This window comes from Burkholderia sp. ABCPW 111, assembly GCF_000773065.1.
GTDB classification, from domain to species: domain Bacteria; phylum Pseudomonadota; class Gammaproteobacteria; order Burkholderiales; family Burkholderiaceae; genus Burkholderia; species Burkholderia savannae.
In genome coordinates this window covers 205,772-223,639 of the sequence record NZ_JPWT01000001.1, presented here as the reverse complement: position 1 = coordinate 223,639, position 17,868 = coordinate 205,772, and the positions used below count along the sequence as shown (strand labels likewise).

Here is a 17,868-nt window from a genome sequence, read left to right as displayed (position 1 = left end):
AACAAGAGAAACGCGCCAATGAAACTCAAGCCACTCGCTACCTGGCTCATCGGTTTGTCGCTCGTCGCCGCGCATGCGGCCGCGCACGCGGACCGTCTCGACGACATCAAGAAAGCCGGCGTGCTGCGCGTCGCGACGTTCGACAGCAACCCGCCGTTCGGCTTCGTCGATCCGAAGACGAACCGGATCGTCGGCCTCGACGTCGACTACGCGCAGGCGCTCGCCGACAAGCTCGGCGTCAAGCTGAAACTGCAGCCGACCAATCCCGCGAATCGCATTCCGTTCCTGACGTCGGGCAAGGTCGATCTCGTGCTCGCGAACTTCACGATCACCGACGAGCGCGCGAAGCAGGTCGACTTCAGCATTCCGTATTTCGCGTCGGGCCAGCAGTTCCTCGCGAAGAAGGGCGCGCTGAAATCGGCCGACCAGTTGAGCAGCCTGCGCATCGGCGCGGACAAGGGCACGACGAACGAAGTCACGCTGCGCGAGAAGTATCCGAAGGCGACGATCGTCGCGTACGACGACACGCCGTTCGCGTTCGCCGCGCTGCGCGCGGGCAACGTGCAGGCGATCACGCAGGACGGCCCGAAGCTGATCGGCCTGCTCGCGAACGTGCCGGACAAGCAGAACTATGAGATTCCGGCGTTTACGATCTCGAACGACTACATGGGCGTCGGCGTGCCGAAGGGCGAGACGCGGCTCGTCGCGTTCGTCAACGGCGCGCTGAAGGACCTCGAGGCGAACGGTCGCGCGGGCCGGATCTACGACGCATGGTTCGGGCCGGGCACGAAGACGCCGCTCACGCGGATCTTCAAGATCGGCGACAAGAGCTGAGCGCGCGCGCGATCCGCGCCCGACGCTCTCGCGCGCGAAGCCGGGCGTGCGCAAGACGCGCGCATCCGGCGTCGCGCGGAGCCCGGCGCGGGCCGCATGCAAACCGCACGCGGCCCGCAATCGAATCGTGCATGATCCGTGCGCGATCGCGCGCGGCCGGCGCCTCACCCGACACGCAACATGCGGCCGCCTCGCCGGCGGCCCGAAGCAGACAAGATGGACGCCTGGCTCGCTCCGAAGTATCTGATGTGGTTGTGGCAGGGTTTCCTGCTGACGCTCGGCCTGTCGCTCGCGGCGGCGGTCACGGCGACGTTCGCGGGCTTCGCGCTCGCGATCGCGCGGCATGCGAGGCGCGCGTGGCCGCGGCGCGCGGCGGCCGCTTACGTCGTCGCGTTTCGCAACACGCCGCTCGTCGTGCAATTGCTGTTCTGGTATTTCGGCGTCGCGTCGCTGCTGCCGGAGCCGCTGATGGCCTGGCTGAACGCGCGCCACGCGATCGCGGCGGGCGGCGTGGAGCTGCGTTGGCCGTCGTTCGAATTCGTCGCCGGCTGGGTCGGCCTCAGTTGCTACACGAGCGCGTTCGTCGCCGAGGAGTTTCATGCGGGGCTGCGCGGCGTGCCCGCCGGGCAGTATCACGCGGCGAGCGCGCTCGGCCTTTCGCCGCTGCAGACGTTGCGCTTCGTCGTGCTGCCGCAGGCGGTGCGAATCGCGCTGCCGCCGCTCTTCGGGCAATACATGAACCTCATCAAGAACTCGTCGCTGACGATGGCGATCGGCGTCGCCGAGCTGTCGTACGCGTCGCGGCAGGTCGAGACCGAGACCTTCCGGACGTTCGCCGCGTTCGGCGTGTCGACCGTGCTGTACGTCGCGGCGATCGCGGCCGTCGAAGCGTTCGCGCAGTGGATGGTCCGGCGTCGCGATCGCACGTTCACGGGGCGCTGACGATGGATCTGTCGATACTCGCGAACAATCTGCCGTACCTGCTCGTCGGCGCGTTTCCGGACGGCCCGCTCGGCGGCGCGGCGCTGTCGCTCGCGCTCGCGCTCGCATCGGCGCTCGCGTCGGCCGTGCTCGGCGTCGCGGGGGGCGTCGCGCTCGCGCTCGCGACGGGCGCGCTGCGCGGCGTGCTCGTCGTCGTGATCGGCTTTTTCCGCGCGATTCCGGTGCTGATGCTGATTTTCTGGACGTACTTCCTGCTGCCCGTGTTGCTGCACGCCGACGTGCCGGGGCTCGCGGCCGTCGTGTGCGCGCTGTCGCTCGTCGGCGGTGCATATCTCGCGCACTCGGTGCACGCGGGCATTCGCGCGGCGGGCGACGGGCAGTGGCAGGCGGGGCTGTCGCTCGGGCTCACGCGCTGGCAAACGGTGCGCCACGTGCTGCTGCCGCAGGCGGCGCAGATCATGACGCCGTCGTTCGTCAACCAGTGGGTGTCGCTCGTGAAGGACACGTCGCTCGCCTACATCGTCGGCGTGCCGGAGCTGTCGTTCGTCGCGACGCAGGTCAACAACCGGCTGATGGTGTATCCCGCGCAGATCTTCCTGTTCGTCGGCGTCATCTATCTGATTCTCTGCACCGCGCTCGACGTCGCGGCGACGTGGCTGCTCGCGCGCAACCGGCGCGCTTCGCCGCGCGGCGGCGAAGCGCCGCATGCGGGCGCCGCGCAGCCGGCATCGAGCGGGCCGAGGTAGCGTCGCGGCTGCGCCGCAGCTCGACGAAAGGCGCGGGAGGGCAGGGGCGCGTCGTCTTGGCGAGCGGCGCGATGGAGCTCGACGCATGCACGTATGCATCCATTCGACCCATTCGACGCATTCGACCCATTCGACCCATTCGACCCATTCGACCCATTCGACGCATTCGACGCGCGCGGCGTGTCCGGCGTAGGCGCCGCCAGCGACGCATCGAGCTCGATGCGTCGACATCGACGGCGCGTGCGACGCCCACGACGCCGGTCACGGCGACGCATGCGCCTGGCGACGAGCTTTTCGCGGCGGCCGCGAGGCGTAGCCGAATGCGTCGCGTCGCGCCGCGCGAATCGAGATCCCGCGTGCCGGCGCACGCGGGGTTTTGCACGCTACCGCATCGTCACGACGACGCGTAATGCGTGTTGAAGATCGCGCGCAGCGTCGACGAATCGGTCGCGAACTCGGCCCACAGCGGCGCGTCGATCTGCGCGAAGCCGAGCGGCCGCGCGTCGCTCGACGCGAGCCGGAAGCGCGCCTCGCTCGCGACGCGGCGGAACGCGTCGAGCTGCATCGCCGACAGCGTGTTCTGCGCGTCGGCGAGCGCGACGAGCGGATCGACCGGCTGATTGTCGACGCGCACCTCGAAGTGCAGATGCGGGCCCGTCGCCGCGCCCGTCGCGCCGACCGCGCCGATTCGCTGGCCCTGCGCGACCGTCATCCCGGCCTCGAGCCCCGGCGCGAACGCCGACAGGTGCGCGTAGTAGGTCGACGTGCGATCCGGATGATCGATCACGACGTACTTGCCGTAGCCGCCCGGATCGTAGCCGACGAACGACACGACGCCCGCCGACGCGGCGTTCACGCGCGTACCGGCCGGCGCGGCGAGATCGACGCCCGTGTGCATCTGCAGGATGTGCGACAACGGATGGATGCGCTCGCCGAAGTACGAGCTGATGCGCGTGCTGACGACGGGTATCGTGAGCGCGGGCGCGTCGAGCGGCGCGCCGTCGAACGCGTAGTACGCGCCGCTCGCCGCGCCGGGCGCCTTGAACCAGACCGCGCCGAAGCGGCGGCCCGCGACGCGCAGCTCGAGCGCCGTCACGCGCGGCTTGGCCGATGCGGGGTCGAACGCGATCCGGTAGCGGTCGCCCGGCTGCGCGTTCGCGTGCGACTGCACGCGGTCGGCGATCAGGTCGCCGATCTGTATCCGCACTTCGGGCGGGATGTCGATCCGATTGAGGGTGTCGGCGAGCGACTGCTCGATCGGCCCGGCGCGCACGCCGCTGTCGATCGGCGCGAGCACCGAATCGGCGAGCGAGAACGCGCGGCTGCCGTAGCCGAGCAGCTCGTTGCGGTGCTCGGCGAGCGGCGCGAAGAGGCCGGGCGGCGCTTGGCCGGGCATCGGGGCGGCGGCCGACGCAGCGGTTTGCGCGGCGAGCGTTCGCAGCGGCGCGTCGGGCGGGCTTTGCTCGCCGATCACGCGTTCGAGCTCGCCCGTGACGAAGCGCTGCGCGCTCGGAAACGGCGCGTCGGCGAACACGCGCTGCGGCGCGCGCGCGGCGTTCGCGGTCGACGAATCGGGCGGCTTCGACACGGCGGGCAGCGCCGCGAGACCGAACGCGATCAGCGCGCCGAGCGCGCTCGCCGTGGGCAGCTTGCGTCTGAGCGATCGGGCAGAGGCGGCTTGCGCCGGCGATCCGGCGACGGACGCGGGATCGTCGGAAGAAACGAAAACGGTATGCGCGATTGGCTTGGCCAAGGGTGTCCACATCCTTGAAAAAGGCAGTTCGAACGAAAGGGTGTGGGCGGCGGCTGCGGCGAGGCACGCGTCGGGGCGGGCCGGCAGCGCCAGGGCGTTCAACGCAGCGGGGCGCGATCACGACCGGACCGCGCCCCGCTGCGCGCCGCTCGGCCCAACGACGCGGACCATGTCCGCTCCGAACGGCGATTCGAATTCCGAGGGTTCAAACCCATATGAAGAATCGACACCAGCTAGAGTGACCGCCGCGCGCGCGCAATTGTTCCGCAGTCTTGACGACTTTATAAAGGGGCCCGACTGTCGATGCGCGGCATGCACGCTCAGCGCGCGGCCGTGCGCGCCATGCAATCTTCGGCGACGCGCAGCGCGGGCGACACGCGCAGCGCGTCGACGCCCGCGTCGAGCATCGCTTCGGCATCGTCCCAGCGGTCGCCGCGCAGCCGCGTCGTCCAGATCATCGAGCCGAAGATGCCTTCGAGCAGCGACAGCAAATAGACGCCCGCGAGATGCACGTCGAGCGACGCGTCGAGTTCGCCCGCGCCGACCGCGCGGCGCAGCAGCGCCTTCGTGATCCGCAGCGCCTGCAATTCGTAGAGCGCGCGCCGGCGCAGCAGCGGCGCATTTTCCTCGCTCTGCTCGCACTTCATGTAGAGGATCTCGAGCACGCGCTGCATCGAGCCCGGCTCGCCGCATTGATGCAGGTAGTGCGACGCGGCGAAGCGCAGCGTCGCGAGCGCGGGCCGCTCGTCGGACAGCTCGAAGCCCTCGACCGCGCGCGAGAACGCGCGGTCGCACATCGCGACGCACACCTCGGTCTTGCCTTTGAAGTGCCCGTAGACGGCGCCGCGCGACATCCCGGCCGCCTCCGCGATGTCGGCCATCGCGGTCTGGCCGACGCCTTTCTCGAGCAGCACGAGCTCGGCGGCGTCGAGGATTCGGTTCTTCGTGTTCAACGATTCTTCGCGCGTCTTGCGGGCCATGTGGGTCGATTCTCCCTTTCTTTCGATTGTTTGTCGCTTTATTACGACATCCTATCAAGCGACATTATTTAATCAGTCGTGACTGATTATAATCGATCGCCCTGACCGGCCCCGATTTGTCCCGGGCCGAGCGAATCGCGAGGAAAACAATGACATACGAATGGGCACGCACGCGTCGCAGGTGGGCGGCGCTCGCCGCCGCGGCGTTCATCGCGGCCGGCTGCGGCAAGCGCGAAAGCGGCGACGAGGCAGCCGCGCCGCGCGAGGCGAGCGTCGTCACGGTGAAGAAGACGTCGGTGCCGCTCACGGTCGAATTGCCGGGCCGGCTCGACGCATACCGGCAGGCGGAGGTGCGCGCGCGCGTCGCGGGCATCGTGACCGCGCGCACGTATGAAGAAGGGCAGGAAGTGAAGCGCGGCGCGGTGCTCTTCAAGATCGATCCCGCGCCGTTCAAGGCGGCGCGCGACGCGGCCGCGGGCGCGCTCGACAAGGCGCAGGCCGCGCATCTCGCGGCGCTCGACAAGCGCCGCCGCTACGACGAGCTCGTGCGCGACCGCGCGGTGAGCGAGCGCGACCACACCGAGGCGCTCGCCGACGAGCGGCAGGCGAAGGCCGCCGTCGCGTCGGCGCGCGCGGAGCTCGCGCGCGCGCAGCTCGAGCTCGACTACGCGACCGTCACGTCGCCGATCGACGGCCGCGCGCGCCGCGCGCTCGTCACGGAAGGCGCGCTCGTCGGCCAGGATCAGGCGACGCCGCTCACGACCGTCGAGCAGCTCGATCCGATCTACGTGAACTTCTCGCAGCCGGCCGCCGACGTGGAATCGCTGCGGCGCGCGGTGAGGAGCGGGCGCGCGGCGGGCATCGCGCAGCGCGACGTCGAGGTGACGCTCGTGCGCCCGGACGGCAGCGCGTATGCGCGCAAGGGCAAGCTGCTGTTCGCGGATCTCGCGGTCGATCCGTCCACCGACACGGTGGCGATGCGCGCGCTCTTCCCGAATCCGGAGCGCGAGCTGCTGCCGGGCGCGTACGTGCGGATCACGCTCGATCGCGCGATCGCGCGCGACGCGATCCTCGTGCCGCGCGACGCGCTCCTGCGCGCGGCCGACAGCGCGACCGTCAAGGTGGTCGGCGACAACGGAAAGATACGCGACGTGACGGTCGAGGCCGAGCAGATGAAAGGCCGCGACTGGATCGTCACGCGCGGGCTCGCGGGCGGCGAGCGCGTCGTCGTCGACGACGCCGCGCAATTCGAAGCAGGCGCGACCGTGAAGGCGGTCGAGCGCGGCGCGCCCGCGCAACCGGCGTCGCAGCCGGCCGCGGCGGGCGCGCCCGCGAAGCGCCAAACCTGACAAGCACGACACGATCATGGCTCGTTTCTTCATCGATCGCCCGGTGTTCGCCTGGGTGATCTCGCTATTCATCATGATGGGCGGCGTCTTCGCGATCCGCGCGCTGCCCGTCGCGCAGTATCCGGACATCGCGCCGCCCGTCGTCAGCATTTACGCGACATATCCGGGCGCGTCCGCGCAGGTCGTCGAGGAATCGGTCACGGCCGTGATCGAGCGCGAGATGAACGGCGTGCCCGGCCTGCTGTATACGTCGGCGACGAGCAGCGCCGGCCAGGCGTCGCTGTACCTCACGTTCAAGCAGGGCGTGAGCGCCGATCTCGCGGCCGTCGACGTGCAGAACCGCCTGAAGACCGTCGAGGCGCGGCTGCCCGAGCCCGTGCGGCGCGACGGCATCTCGGTCGAGAAGGCGGCCGACAACATCCAGCTCGTCGTGTCGCTCACGTCGGAGGACGGGCGGCTGTCGGCGGTGCAGCTCGGCGAATACGCGTCGGCGAACGTCGTGCAGGCGCTGCGGCGCGTCGACGGCGTCGGCAAGGTGCAGTTCTGGGGCGCCGAATACGCGATGCGGATCTGGCCGGACCCGGTCAAGATGGCGGCGCTGAACCTGACGGCGTCGGACATCGCGGCCGCCGTGCGCGCGCACAACGCGCGCGTGACGATCGGCGACATCGGCCGCAGCGCGGTGCCCGACAGCGCGCCGATCGCGGCGACCGTGCTCGCCGACGCGCCGCTCGCGACGCCCGACGCGTTCGGCGCGATCGCGCTGCGCGCGCGCGCCGACGGCTCGACGCTCTTCCTGCGCGACGTCGCGCGCGTCGAGTTCGGCGGCAACGACTACAACTATCCGTCGTTCGTGAACGGCAAGACGGCGACCGGCATGGGCATCAAGCTCGCGCCGGGCTCGAACGCGGTCGCGACCGAGAAGCGCATCCGCGCGACGATGGACGAGCTGTCGACGTTCTTCCCGCCGGGCGTCAAGTATCAGATTCCGTACGAGACGTCGTCGTTCGTGCGCGTGTCGATGAGCAAGGTCGTGACGACGCTCGTCGAGGCGGGCGTGCTCGTGTTCGCGGTGATGTTCCTCTTCATGCAGAACCTGCGCGCGACGCTGATTCCGACGCTCGTCGTGCCCGTCGCGCTTCTCGGCACGTTCGGCGCGATGCTCGCCGCGGGCTTCTCGATCAACGTGCTGACGATGTTCGGGATGGTGCTCGCGATCGGCATCCTCGTCGACGACGCGATCGTCGTCGTCGAGAACGTCGAGCGGCTGATGGTCGAGGAAAAGCTGCCGCCGTACGAGGCGACCGTGAAGGCGATGAAGCAGATCAGCGGCGCGATCGTCGGGATCACCGTCGTGCTGACGTCGGTGTTCGTGCCGATGGCGTTCTTCGGCGGCGCGGTCGGCAACATCTACCGGCAGTTCGCGCTCGCGCTGGCGGTGTCGATCGGCTTCTCGGCGTTTCTCGCGCTGTCGCTCACGCCGGCGCTCTGCGCGACGCTGCTCAAGCCGGTGGCCGACGACCATCACGACAAGGGCGGCTTCTTCGGCTGGTTCAACCGCTTCGTCGCGCGCTCGACCGGCCGCTACACGCGGCGCGTCGGGCAGGTGCTCGAGCGCCCGCTGCGCTGGCTCGTCGTCTATGGCGCGCTGACGGCGCTCGCGGCGCTGCTGATCACGAAGCTGCCGACCGCGTTCCTGCCGGACGAGGACCAGGGCAATTTCATGGTGATGGTGGTGCGCCCGCAGGGCACGCCGCTCGCGGAGACGATGCAGAGCGTGCGGCGCGTCGAGGAATACGTGCGCGGCGAGGAGCCGAGCGCGTACACGTTCGCGCTCGGCGGCTTCAACCTGTACGGCGAGGGGCCGAACGGCGGGATGATCTTCGTCACGCTGAAGGACTGGAAGGAGCGCAAGCGCGCGCACGACCAGGTGCAGGCGATCGTCGCGCGGATCAACGAACGCTTCGCGGGCACGCCGAACACGACGGTGTTCGCGATGAATTCGCCCGCGTTGCCCGACCTCGGCTCGACGGGCGGCTTCGATTTCCGCTTGCAGGATCGCGGCGGGCTCGGCTACGCGGCGCTCGCCGCCGCGCGCGAGAAGCTGCTCGCCGACGGGCGCAAGAACCCCGTGCTCGCCGATCTGATGTTCGCCGGCACGCAGGACGCGCCGCAGTTGAAGCTCGACATCGATCGCGCGAAGGCGTCGGCGCTCGGCGTGTCGATGGACGAGATCAACGCGACGCTCGCGGTGATGTTCGGCTCCGACTACATCGGCGATTTCATGCACGGCGCGCAGGTGCGCCGCGTGATCGTGCAGGCCGACGGGCCGCACCGGCTCGATCCCGATGACGTGACGAAGCTGCGCGTGCGCAACGCACGCGGCGAGATGGTGCCGCTCGCGGCGTTCGCGACGCTGCAATGGACGATGGGCCCGCCGCAGCTGACGCGCTACAACGGCTTCCCGTCGTTTACGATCAACGGCTCGGCGGCGGCCGGGCACAGCAGCGGCGAGGCGATGGCGGCGATCGAGCGGATCGCGTCGGCGCTGCCCGCGGGCGTCGGCTATGCGTGGTCCGGGCAGTCGTACGAGGAGCGGCTGTCGGGCGCGCAGGCGCCGATGCTGTTCGCGCTGTCGGTGCTCGTCGTGTTTCTCGCGCTCGCGGCGCTGTACGAGAGCTGGTCGATTCCGTTCGCGGTGATGCTCGTCGTGCCGCTCGGCGTGATCGGCGCGGTGGCGGGCGTCACGCTGCGCGCAATGCCGAACGACATCTATTTCAAGGTGGGGCTGATCGCGACGATCGGGTTGTCCGCGAAGAACGCGATCCTGATCGTCGAGGTCGCGAAGGATCTGGTCGCGCAGGGGCGCTCGCTCGCCGACGCGGCGCTCGAAGCGGCGCGGCTGCGGCTGCGCCCGATCGTGATGACGTCGCTCGCGTTCGGCGTGGGCGTGCTGCCGCTCGCGTTCGCGACGGGCGCCGCGTCCGGCGCGCAGGTCGCGATCGGCACGGGCGTGCTCGGCGGCGTGATCAGCGCGACGCTGTTCGCGATCTTCCTCGTCCCGCTCTTTTTCGTGTGCGTCGGCCGCGTGTTCGACGTGAGCCCGCGCCGCCGCGGCGGCGCGAATGCGGCCCTGGAGATCAAGTGAAAGCGATGATGACACCTCTGTCCGTGCGAAACGGATCATGCCGTTCGGGGCGGCCGGGCGCGCCTCGGGCGTGGCCGATCGCGCTCGCGGCGGCGCTCGTCGCGGGCTGCACGCTCGCGCCGCGCTACGAGCGGCCGGCCGCGCCCGTGCCGGCGAGCTATGCGCGAACGGACGCGGCGGCGTCGCGCGATGCGGCGGCATCGGCGGCATCGGCGGCCGACGGCGGCGCGCGCGGCATGCCCGGCGCGCGTGACGCGGCGAACGCGAGCGGCGCGCACGAGCTGCATGAGCTGCAAGAGGTACACGACACGCACGACACGCGCCTCGACGACTGGCGCGCGTACTTCACCGATCCGTCGCTGCGCACGCTGATCGACGCGGCGCTCGCGAACAATCGCGACCTGCGGATCGCGACGCTGCGCATTCAGGAAGCGCGCGGCCTGTACGGCGTCGCGCGCGCGGACCGGCTGCCGTCGATCGACGGCAATCTCGGCTACGAGCGCACGCGCCAGTACGATCCGGTGCTGCGCGAGAGCGCGACGAGCACGCTGTATCGCGCGGGCGTCGGCGTGAGCGCGTTCGAGATCGATCTGTTCGGCCGCGTGAAGAGCCTGTCCGACGCGGCGCTCGCCGAATACTTCGCGACGGCCGAAGGGCGGCGCGCGGCGCACATCAGCCTGATCGCCGAGGTCGCGTCCGCTTACGTGGCCGAGCGCGCGCTCGTCGATCAACTGGCGCTCGCCGAGCGCACGCTCGCCGCGCGCGACGCGACGTACGCGCTCACGCAGCGCCGCTACGCGGCCGGCACGAGCACGGCGATCGAGCTGCGCACGGCCGAGATGCTCGTCGCGTCGGCGCGCGCGTCGAAGGCGGCGCTCGAGCGCGAGCATACGCAGGCGACGAGCGCGCTGAAGCTGCTCGCGGGCGATTTCACGACGACGTTGCCCGCCGGCGCGCCCGCGCTCGACGAGTTCGCCGTCGCGCCGGTGTCGCCGGGGCTGCCGTCGGATCTGCTCGAACAGCGGCCGGACATCCGGCAGGCCGAGCAGCGGCTCGTTGCGGCGAACGCGAACATCGGCGCCGCGCGCGCGGCGTTCTTCCCGCGCATCACGCTTACCACCGACGCCGGTTCGGTCAGCGATGCGTTCTCGGGGCTCTTCTCGGCCGGCTCGAGCGTGTGGACGTTCGCGCCGCGACTCACGCTGCCGATCTTCGCGGGCGGGCGCAATCGTGCGAACCTCGACGTCGCCGACGCGCGCAAGGACATCGCGGTGGCCGACTACGAGAAGACGATCCAGACGGCGTTTCGCGAAGTCGCCGACGCGCTCGCGGCCCGCGATCAGATCGATGCGCAGCTCGCCGCGCAGCAGGCGGCGTACGGCGCGGACGCCGAGCGGCTGCGGCTCGCGCAGCGGCGCTACGGCAGCGGCGTCGCGAGCTATCTCGAACTGCTCGACGCGCAGCGCAGCACGTTCGAATCCGGGCAGGAGCTGATTCGCCTGAAGCAGCTGCGGCTCACGAACGCGATCGCGCTGTATCGCGCGCTCGGCGGCGGCTGGTCGCGCGCCGCGTGCGGTGGCGGGGACATCTGTCCGCAAGCCTGAGCTAGCGTTCGAGCTGATCGGGCGCGCCGCGTGGCCTCGGCATGCGTGCCCGTCGGCTCAGGTAGTGCGCCGTGCGTGGCGTTGGCGCGTCGCAGCGTCGGATTCGTTGCGCGCCGGTGCGCCGCTTCTGGTTCGCTGAGCGCGAGGGCCGATCGTCCGGCCGTTGTGACGCTCGGCACGTCGATACGGAGGTCGATACGCACGTCGATACGCAGATTCGGCGCGGCAAGCGCCGCTAGTCGACCCGCGCGCGTCGCCGCGCGCGTGAATTCGCGAAGCATTCCCGCGACGCCGAACGCGTCGCTTCGCATCCGCGCCGCGGTTTTCAATTCTCGTCTTGTTGCCTCGCTGATTCCGCGTGGGCGACGCGCGCCCGCGAAATCCTATCCACTGCCTGCGCATTGCGCATCATCGCCCGGCTAACGGGCGCTCTCGCGCGTTAGCCGGGCCGGCCGCGTCGGCCGTGCGCGATCCGCATATTGGCGGCCTTCGCGATGCGCAACACGCGATGCGCACCCGTCGGCGAGCCGCACCGTTGCCGCTCGGCATCGTCGGCGAAGCGCCCGGCGCTCGCGCTCGGCGGGCGATCCGGCCGCTTCGCTTTCCGTTTCGCTTCCCGCTTTCCGCTTCGCTTCGCACGTCGCTTCCCATTGCACGCGTGACGCCGTTCGAACGTGCGTCGGCCGATCGTCTCGATCGGGGTAGCTCGCGCCAGCGCGCCGCCATCTCGCAACCCCGCGCGGCGCTCGATCGATTCGGGGCCCGCCGGCGCGTTGCGGATCGCATCCGGCAGCCGCCGAATCGCCGAATTGCCCCGATCCGCACGGCGGGGGAGGGCCGCCCCCGAGCGAATTCCACGGTCTTTTCGTTCGGCGACATCGGCAAACGTTTGAGCACGCGCACTCTCAATCGGCAAACGATTGCAAATGAATTAAGTCGCGAATCGACTTATCTCATAAATACAAATGTGCAATTTAATTGTCAAATAAATTCAAATTCATGAATATTGAAATGATTGCATAAAATGAAAACATGTGAGCCGTGAGATTTCATGGATTCGCAAACGATTGCGTCAATAATTTTTAATGAGATTGATATCTCATAATTGATTGAAAGGAATTTTTTGACGTTGCGATTTGACAACTCTTACAGAAAAGTCAAAAAGCAAACGTCTCTTCGGCACCTCGGGGCGGATCTGTCAGTGGCCTTCCAAACCTACGTCGACATGCCAGAGAAAAGCCAATATTTCCAATTAAAACAATGCATTAACATCAAACAATCGGTGTCGCCGCTTGGCGTAAAAGTGCGGCAAATCGCCGCATTTCAGAAATTCTCCGGCGCCACGAGCAAATCGTTTGTAAGGCAATGATCTGACAATGATTTACAAAGTACTTTCCAAATCATATTGATAATTCGGCCCGTCGCGACGAACCAGGCCAACGCATTGCGGCGCATTTCCTTGCATTGCGAACACGTCCGACAAATCGTCAAAACCTCATTAGTCACGTTACGGAATCAGCCATGAAAAAAGCACTCCTGTCCGCCGTCGCCTTCGCCGCCCTGTCCACGTCGGCGTTCGCCGCCGGCAACGGCATCATCAACTTCACGGGCGAGATCGTCGCGGGCGCATGCGGCATCGACGCGGGCTCGGTGGATCAGACCGTGCGTCTCGGCTTCGTCCCGACCAACAAGTTCAAGGCGGCGGGCGACAAGTCGACTCCGCAGAACTTCGACATCAACCTCGTCGACTGCGACACGAGCGTCGCGAAGAACGCGTACTTCACGTTCACGGGCACGTCGAACGCGACGCAGCCGAAGCTGATCGCCACTGTCGGCTCGGCGAAGAACGTCGGCATCCGCCTGCAATCGGCGTCGGGCGAAGATCTCGACAACGGCGTGGAGCAGAAGGGCCCGCTCGTGCTGAGCAACGGCACGAGCGTCGCGCGCTTCTCCGCGATGTACGAAGCGACCGCCGCGAGCGTCACGCCGGGCACGGCCGACGGCGTCGCGAATTTCACCGTCCGCTACCAGTAAGCCCGCGCGGCTCGACGAGCCGCCCAGCGAGGAAAGGGCGCGCGCCCCTTCCTCGCGCGAATCCTTCTCGCATTCCCGTTTTCCCCGCGATCCCCATCCCGTTACGGTTTCAGTCAGTCGGCGTGCGAATCAGACTTTTCTTCCTCTGCGTGTCCATGCTGGTCGCCGGCAGCCATGCCCGGGCGACGGAGTTCAATTCGTCGTTCCTGAGCATCGACGGCAAGAACGAAGTCGACCTGTCGCAGTTCGCGCAGGCGGACTACACGCTGCCGGGCACCTATCTGCTCGACGTGCAGGTGAACGACGTGTTCTACGGCCTGCGGCAGATCGAATTCGTCGGCGAGCGCGAAGGGGCGGGCGCGCGCGCGTGCATCACGCCCGAGCTCGTCGCGCAGTTCGGCCTGAAGAAGTCGCTCGTCAACGACATGCCGCGCGTGATGGGCGGGCGCTGCGCGGATCTTTCCGCGATCGAGGGCGTGACGATCCGCTACCAGAAGGGCGAAGGGCGCCTGAAAATCACGATTCCGCAAGCGGCGCTCGAATTCACCGACACGTCGTACCTGCCGCCCGAGCGCTGGAGCGACGGCGTGAGCGGCGCGATGCTCGACTATCGCGTGCTCGCGAACGCGAACCACGCGTTCGGCGGCGGCGCGCAGCAGAACAACTCGGTGCAGGCGTACGGCACGATCGGCGCGAACTGGGGCGCGTGGCGCTTTCGCGGCGACTATCAGGCGCAGACGAACGCGGGCGGCTCCGTCTACGCGGACCGCGCGTTCCGCTTCAACCAGCTCTACGCGTACCGCGCGCTGCCGTCGATCCAGTCGACGCTGTCGTTCGGCGAGATCTACGTCGATTCGGACATCTTCAGCACGTTCTCGATGTCGGGCGTTGCGCTGAAGAGCGACGACCGGATGCTGCCGCCGTCGATGCGCGGCTACGCGCCGCTCGTCACGGGCGTCGCGCGCACGAACGCGATCGTCAAGGTGATGCAGGACGGCCGCGTGCTGTACATGACGAAGGTGTCGCCGGGCGCGTTCGCGCTGTCGAACCTCAACACGAGCGTGCAGGGCACGCTCGACGTCGTCGTCGAGGAAGAGGACGGCTCGGTCCAGCGCTTCCAGGTCGCGACCGCGTCGGTGCCGTTTCTCGCGCGCGAAGGGCAACTGCGCTACAAGAGCGCGCTCGGCAAGCCGCGCACGTTCGGCGGCGCGGGCATCACGCCGTGGTTCGGCTTCGCCGAGGCCGCGTACGGGCTGCCGTTGGACGTGACCGTCTACGGCGGGCTCATCGCGGCGTCCGGCTACACGTCGGTCGCGTTCGGCGTCGGCCGCGATTTCGGCCGCTTCGGCGCGCTGTCGGCGGACATCACGCATGCGCGCGCGACGCTCTGGTGGAGCGGCCGGACGAAGCACGGCAACTCGTACCGGATCAACTATTCGAAGCACTTCGACGCGCTCGACGCCGATGTGCGCTTCTTCGGCTATCGCTTCTCCGAGCGCGACTACACGAACTTCCAGCAGTTCTCGGGCGACCCGAGCGCGTCGAGTCTCGCGAACAGCAAGCAGCGCTATTCGGCGATGCTGTCGAAGCGCTTCGGCGACACGTCGGCCTACTTCTCGTACGACCAGACGACCTACTGGGCGCGCCCGTCCGATCAACGCATCGGCGTGACGCTCACGCGCGCGTTCTCGCTCGGCGGCCTGAAGAGCGTGAACATGAGCTTCTCCGCGTTCCGCACGCAAGGCGCGGGCGGCGGCGGCAACCAGGTGTCGCTGACGGCGACGCTGCCGCTCGGCGAGCGCCAGACGCTCACGTCGAGCGTGTCGGCCGGCCAGGGCGGCACGAGCGTGAACGCGGGCTACATCTACGACGGCATGAACGGCCGCACCTATCAGCTATACGGCGGCACGACCGACGGCCGCGCGTCGGCCAACGCGAGCTTGCGGCAGCGCACGCCTTCCTACCAGCTCACCGCTCAGGCGTCCACGGTCGCGAATTCGTACGCGTCGGCGTCGCTCGAGCTCGACGGCTCGTTCGTCGCGACGCGCTACGGCGTGACCGCGCACGCGAACGGCAACGCGGGCGACACGCGCCTGCTCGTGTCGACCGACGGGGTGCCCGGCGTGCCGCTGTCCGGCACTTACGCCCGCACGAATGCGCGCGGCTTTGCGGTGATCGACGGCGTGTCGCCGTACAACGTGTACGACGCGGCCGTGAGCGTGGAGAAGCTCGGCCTCGACACCGACGTGACGAACCCGATCCAGCGCACCGTGCTGACGGACGGCGCGATCGGCTACCTCAAGTTCAACGCGGCGCGCGGGCGCAACGTGTTCGTCACGCTGACGGGCGACGGCGGCGCACCGGTGCCGTTCGGCGCATCGGTGCAGGACGCCGCGACCGGCAAGGAGCTCGGCATCGTCGGCGAGGCCGGTGCCGCGTACCTGACGCAGGTGCAGCCGCGCGCGAAGCTCGTCGTGCGCGCCGGCGCGAAGACGATCTGCACGCCCGCCGCGCTCCCCGACACGCTGCAGCTCGACGGCACGCCCGCGCCCGTCGCTTGCGAATCCGCGACGCAGCACGCGTCGCGCTGACCGATCCGAACGACCGAACGACCGAACGACCGAACGACCGAACGACCCGAACGACCCGAACGACCCGAACGACCCGAACGACCCGATGACGACCATGACCCCACGACTCCTTTCCGTTTCGAACGCGCGGCGCGTGGCCGCCGCGCTCCTCGCCGCGCTCGCGGGCGCCGCGCACGCGGCGATCGTGCCGGACCGCACGCGCGTGATTCTCAACGAAGGCGAGCAGGCCGCGATCGTGACGATCTCGAACAAGAGCGACGCGTATCCGTACCTCGTGCAGTCGTGGCTCGAGGACGAGCACGGCAACAAGATCACGACGCCGCTGATGGTCGTGCCGCCGCTGCAGCGCGTCGAGCCGAAGGAGCGCAACGTGCTGCGGATCGCGCGCATGCCGGGCGCGGCGCTGCCCGCCGATCGCGAATCGGTGTTCTATCTGAACATCCGCGAGGTGCCGCCGAAGACCGACACGCCGAACGCGCTGCAGATCGCGCTGCACACGCAGATGAAGCTGTTCTACCGGCCGGCCGGCGTGCAGCCCGCGCGCGACGAGGACCCGACGCTGCCGATGACGCTGCGCGTCGATGCGGCCGCGCGCCGGCTCGTGCTCGACAATCCGACGCCGTATCACATCACGGTCGTCGCGCTCGCGGCGGGCGCGAACAAGGCGCCGCTGCCGCTCGATCCGGTGATGGTGAATCCGAAGAGCGCGGCGAGCGTGCCGTTCTCGGCGTCGGCGGCGGGCGGCATCGCCGTTACGCACGTCGACGACTACGGCGGCCAGGTCACGGTCGAATACGCGTGCGACGGCAACGCATGCCGGAGCGTGAAGCAATGAGCGCGCGCCTGCGTTTTCCGCCGCGGCGCATGCCCGGCTGGCTCGCATGGATGTGCGCGGCGCTGCTCGTCGCGCTCGCGCAGCCCGCGTGGGCCGTGCGGTGCCTGACGAACAGCGGCCAGAGCTCGCTCACCGAGCCGATCGGCAACGTCGCGTCGTATCCGACCGACGCGCCCGACGGCTACGTGATCTGGATATCCGCGCCGCGCACGACGGACGGCTATTGCTACAAGGATCTCGGCGGCAAGGGCAATCTGGATATCGTCGACAACATCTACTTCTACGCGAATCCGGACGGCAAGAATCCGGCCGCGTGGGGGCTCGAGATCGGCATCCGCTATCAGGGCGTCGATCATTTCGGCGCGGGCAGCCGCCCCGGCACCGGCGTGCCGACGGGCTTCGCGGTGCCGCCGTGCCCGCAGGCGGACTTCAACGCGAAGCGCTGCCCGAAGATTCCGATCAGCATCACGTACCAGGTGGTCGTGCGCAAGAAGGGCGCGTGGGTGCAGCCGCCGAGCGACGTCTACACGGTGTTCCAGTTCGACGGCGAGAAGGGCTTGAACAACACGAACCCGAGCTTCCAGTACCGGCTGAGCGGCCTGCAGAACCTGAAGCCGACGCCGTGCATGGTCGACGTGACGGTCACGCCCGAGCCGGGGATCGTCAAGTTCGGGCAGATCCAGGCGTTGGGCAACGGCTTTTCGCCCGCCGTGCCGCGCAAGCAGTTCAGCCTCGCGCTCGCGAAGAAATGCAGCGTCCCGGTGCGCGTCGACGGTTACTTCGAGACCTCGCAGACCGTGCGCAACGGCCTGCTCGTGCCGCAGAGCGACAGCAACTTCGGCATCGGCATCGAGGACAGGAACGGCACGGCGATTCCGTTCAACCAGCAGTTCGTGCTCACGCAGATGCCGGGGAACGTGTCGTATCAGAACATCGTGCTCGACGCGGTGCTGAAGTCGTTCGGCGCGCCGAAGATCGGGCCGTTCGCCGGGACGGCGACGATTCGGCTGTTCATCTACTGAGCGCGGCCGCCGCCGCGCACCGATGCCCCC

The 17,868-nt window shown here is 68.7% G+C and carries 12 protein-coding genes; 10 read left to right on the top strand and 2 right to left on the bottom strand.

Features of this window, described 5'->3' with window-relative positions; genetic code table 11:
• Positions 1-18 precede the first annotated feature (18 nt).
• From X946_RS00825 to X946_RS00815, 3 genes are all read left to right on the top strand, one after another.
• Positions 19-834, top strand: coding sequence for an ABC transporter substrate-binding protein (locus tag X946_RS00825; RefSeq protein WP_038743089.1), 816 nt, complete (start codon positions 19-21; stop codon positions 832-834).
• Positions 835-1,050: 216 nt separating this feature from the next.
• Positions 1,051-1,776 carry an amino acid ABC transporter permease gene (locus X946_RS00820; RefSeq protein WP_038743326.1) on the top strand — a complete coding sequence of 242 codons (726 nt, stop codon included), beginning with the start codon at positions 1,051-1,053 and terminating at the stop codon, positions 1,774-1,776.
• A 2-nt stretch (positions 1,777-1,778) separates the two neighbouring features.
• Positions 1,779-2,522: an amino acid ABC transporter permease gene (locus X946_RS00815; protein ID WP_038743088.1), complete on the top strand. Its 744-nt coding sequence runs from the start codon at positions 1,779-1,781 to the stop codon at positions 2,520-2,522.
• 394 nt (positions 2,523-2,916) lie between these two features.
• Here X946_RS00815 and X946_RS00810 read toward each other — a convergent pair whose 3' ends face one another.
• Complete coding sequence (locus tag X946_RS00810) at positions 2,917-4,275, bottom strand: M23 family metallopeptidase (RefSeq protein ID WP_038743087.1); 1,359 nt, start codon at positions 4,273-4,275, stop codon at positions 2,917-2,919.
• 320 nt (positions 4,276-4,595) lie between these two features.
• Positions 4,596-5,255, bottom strand: a complete 660-nt coding sequence (locus X946_RS00805) for a TetR family transcriptional regulator (RefSeq protein WP_038743086.1) — start codon at positions 5,253-5,255, stop codon at positions 4,596-4,598.
• Between the two features lie 149 nt (positions 5,256-5,404).
• On the opposite strand from X946_RS00805, the gene X946_RS00800 reads away from it, so the two are divergent.
• From X946_RS00800 to X946_RS00765, 7 genes are all read left to right on the top strand, one after another.
• The gene (locus X946_RS00800) at positions 5,405-6,604 is read left to right on the top strand and encodes a MexX/AxyX family multidrug efflux RND transporter periplasmic adaptor subunit (RefSeq protein ID WP_038743085.1); all 1,200 of its coding nucleotides are present in this window, start codon (positions 5,405-5,407) and stop codon (positions 6,602-6,604) included.
• Positions 6,605-6,620: 16 nt separating this feature from the next.
• Positions 6,621-9,752 (top strand): multidrug efflux RND transporter permease subunit, encoded by a 3,132-nt coding sequence (locus X946_RS00795; RefSeq protein WP_038743084.1) that lies wholly within the window; start codon positions 6,621-6,623, stop codon positions 9,750-9,752.
• Between the two features lie 5 nt (positions 9,753-9,757).
• The gene (locus X946_RS00790; RefSeq protein ID WP_038743324.1) at positions 9,758-11,356 is read left to right on the top strand and encodes an efflux transporter outer membrane subunit; all 1,599 of its coding nucleotides are present in this window, start codon (positions 9,758-9,760) and stop codon (positions 11,354-11,356) included.
• Positions 11,357-12,877: 1,521 nt separating this feature from the next.
• Entirely contained in the window at positions 12,878-13,390 is a 513-nt protein-coding gene (locus X946_RS00780) for a fimbrial protein (RefSeq protein ID WP_038743082.1), read from the top strand.
• A 149-nt stretch (positions 13,391-13,539) separates the two neighbouring features.
• A complete protein-coding gene (locus X946_RS00775) occupies positions 13,540-15,981 on the top strand; it encodes a fimbria/pilus outer membrane usher protein (protein WP_197419479.1) in 2,442 nt (813 codons plus the stop codon).
• Positions 15,982-16,066: 85 nt separating this feature from the next.
• Complete coding sequence (locus X946_RS00770; RefSeq protein ID WP_038743080.1) at positions 16,067-16,816, top strand: fimbrial biogenesis chaperone; 750 nt, start codon at positions 16,067-16,069, stop codon at positions 16,814-16,816.
• Positions 16,813-17,838, top strand: a complete 1,026-nt coding sequence (locus X946_RS00765) for a fimbrial protein (RefSeq protein WP_038743079.1) — start codon at positions 16,813-16,815, stop codon at positions 17,836-17,838. Before X946_RS00770 ends, X946_RS00765 begins: the two co-directional genes overlap by 4 nt.
• Positions 17,839-17,868 lie beyond the last annotated feature (30 nt).

Excerpts from the sequence above, each read along its gene's own strand:
- X946_RS00800 (WP_038743085.1), top strand. The coding sequence starts at position 5,405 with ATGACATACGAATGGGCACGCACGCGTCGCAGGTGGGCGGCGCTCGCC.
- X946_RS00780 (WP_038743082.1), top strand. The coding sequence starts at position 12,878 with ATGAAAAAAGCACTCCTGTCCGCCGTCGCCTTCGCCGCCCTGTCCACG.
- X946_RS00815 (WP_038743088.1), top strand. The coding sequence starts at position 1,779 with ATGGATCTGTCGATACTCGCGAACAATCTGCCGTACCTGCTCGTCGGC.
- X946_RS00820 (WP_038743326.1), top strand. The coding sequence starts at position 1,051 with ATGGACGCCTGGCTCGCTCCGAAGTATCTGATGTGGTTGTGGCAGGGT.
- X946_RS00805 (WP_038743086.1), bottom strand. The coding sequence starts at position 5,255 with ATGGCCCGCAAGACGCGCGAAGAATCGTTGAACACGAAGAACCGAATC.
- X946_RS00790 (WP_038743324.1), top strand. The coding sequence starts at position 9,758 with ATGATGACACCTCTGTCCGTGCGAAACGGATCATGCCGTTCGGGGCGG.
- X946_RS00795 (WP_038743084.1), top strand. The coding sequence starts at position 6,621 with ATGGCTCGTTTCTTCATCGATCGCCCGGTGTTCGCCTGGGTGATCTCG.
- X946_RS00825 (WP_038743089.1), top strand. The coding sequence starts at position 19 with ATGAAACTCAAGCCACTCGCTACCTGGCTCATCGGTTTGTCGCTCGTC.
- X946_RS00770 (WP_038743080.1), top strand. The coding sequence starts at position 16,067 with ATGACGACCATGACCCCACGACTCCTTTCCGTTTCGAACGCGCGGCGC.
- X946_RS00765 (WP_038743079.1), top strand. The coding sequence starts at position 16,813 with ATGAGCGCGCGCCTGCGTTTTCCGCCGCGGCGCATGCCCGGCTGGCTC.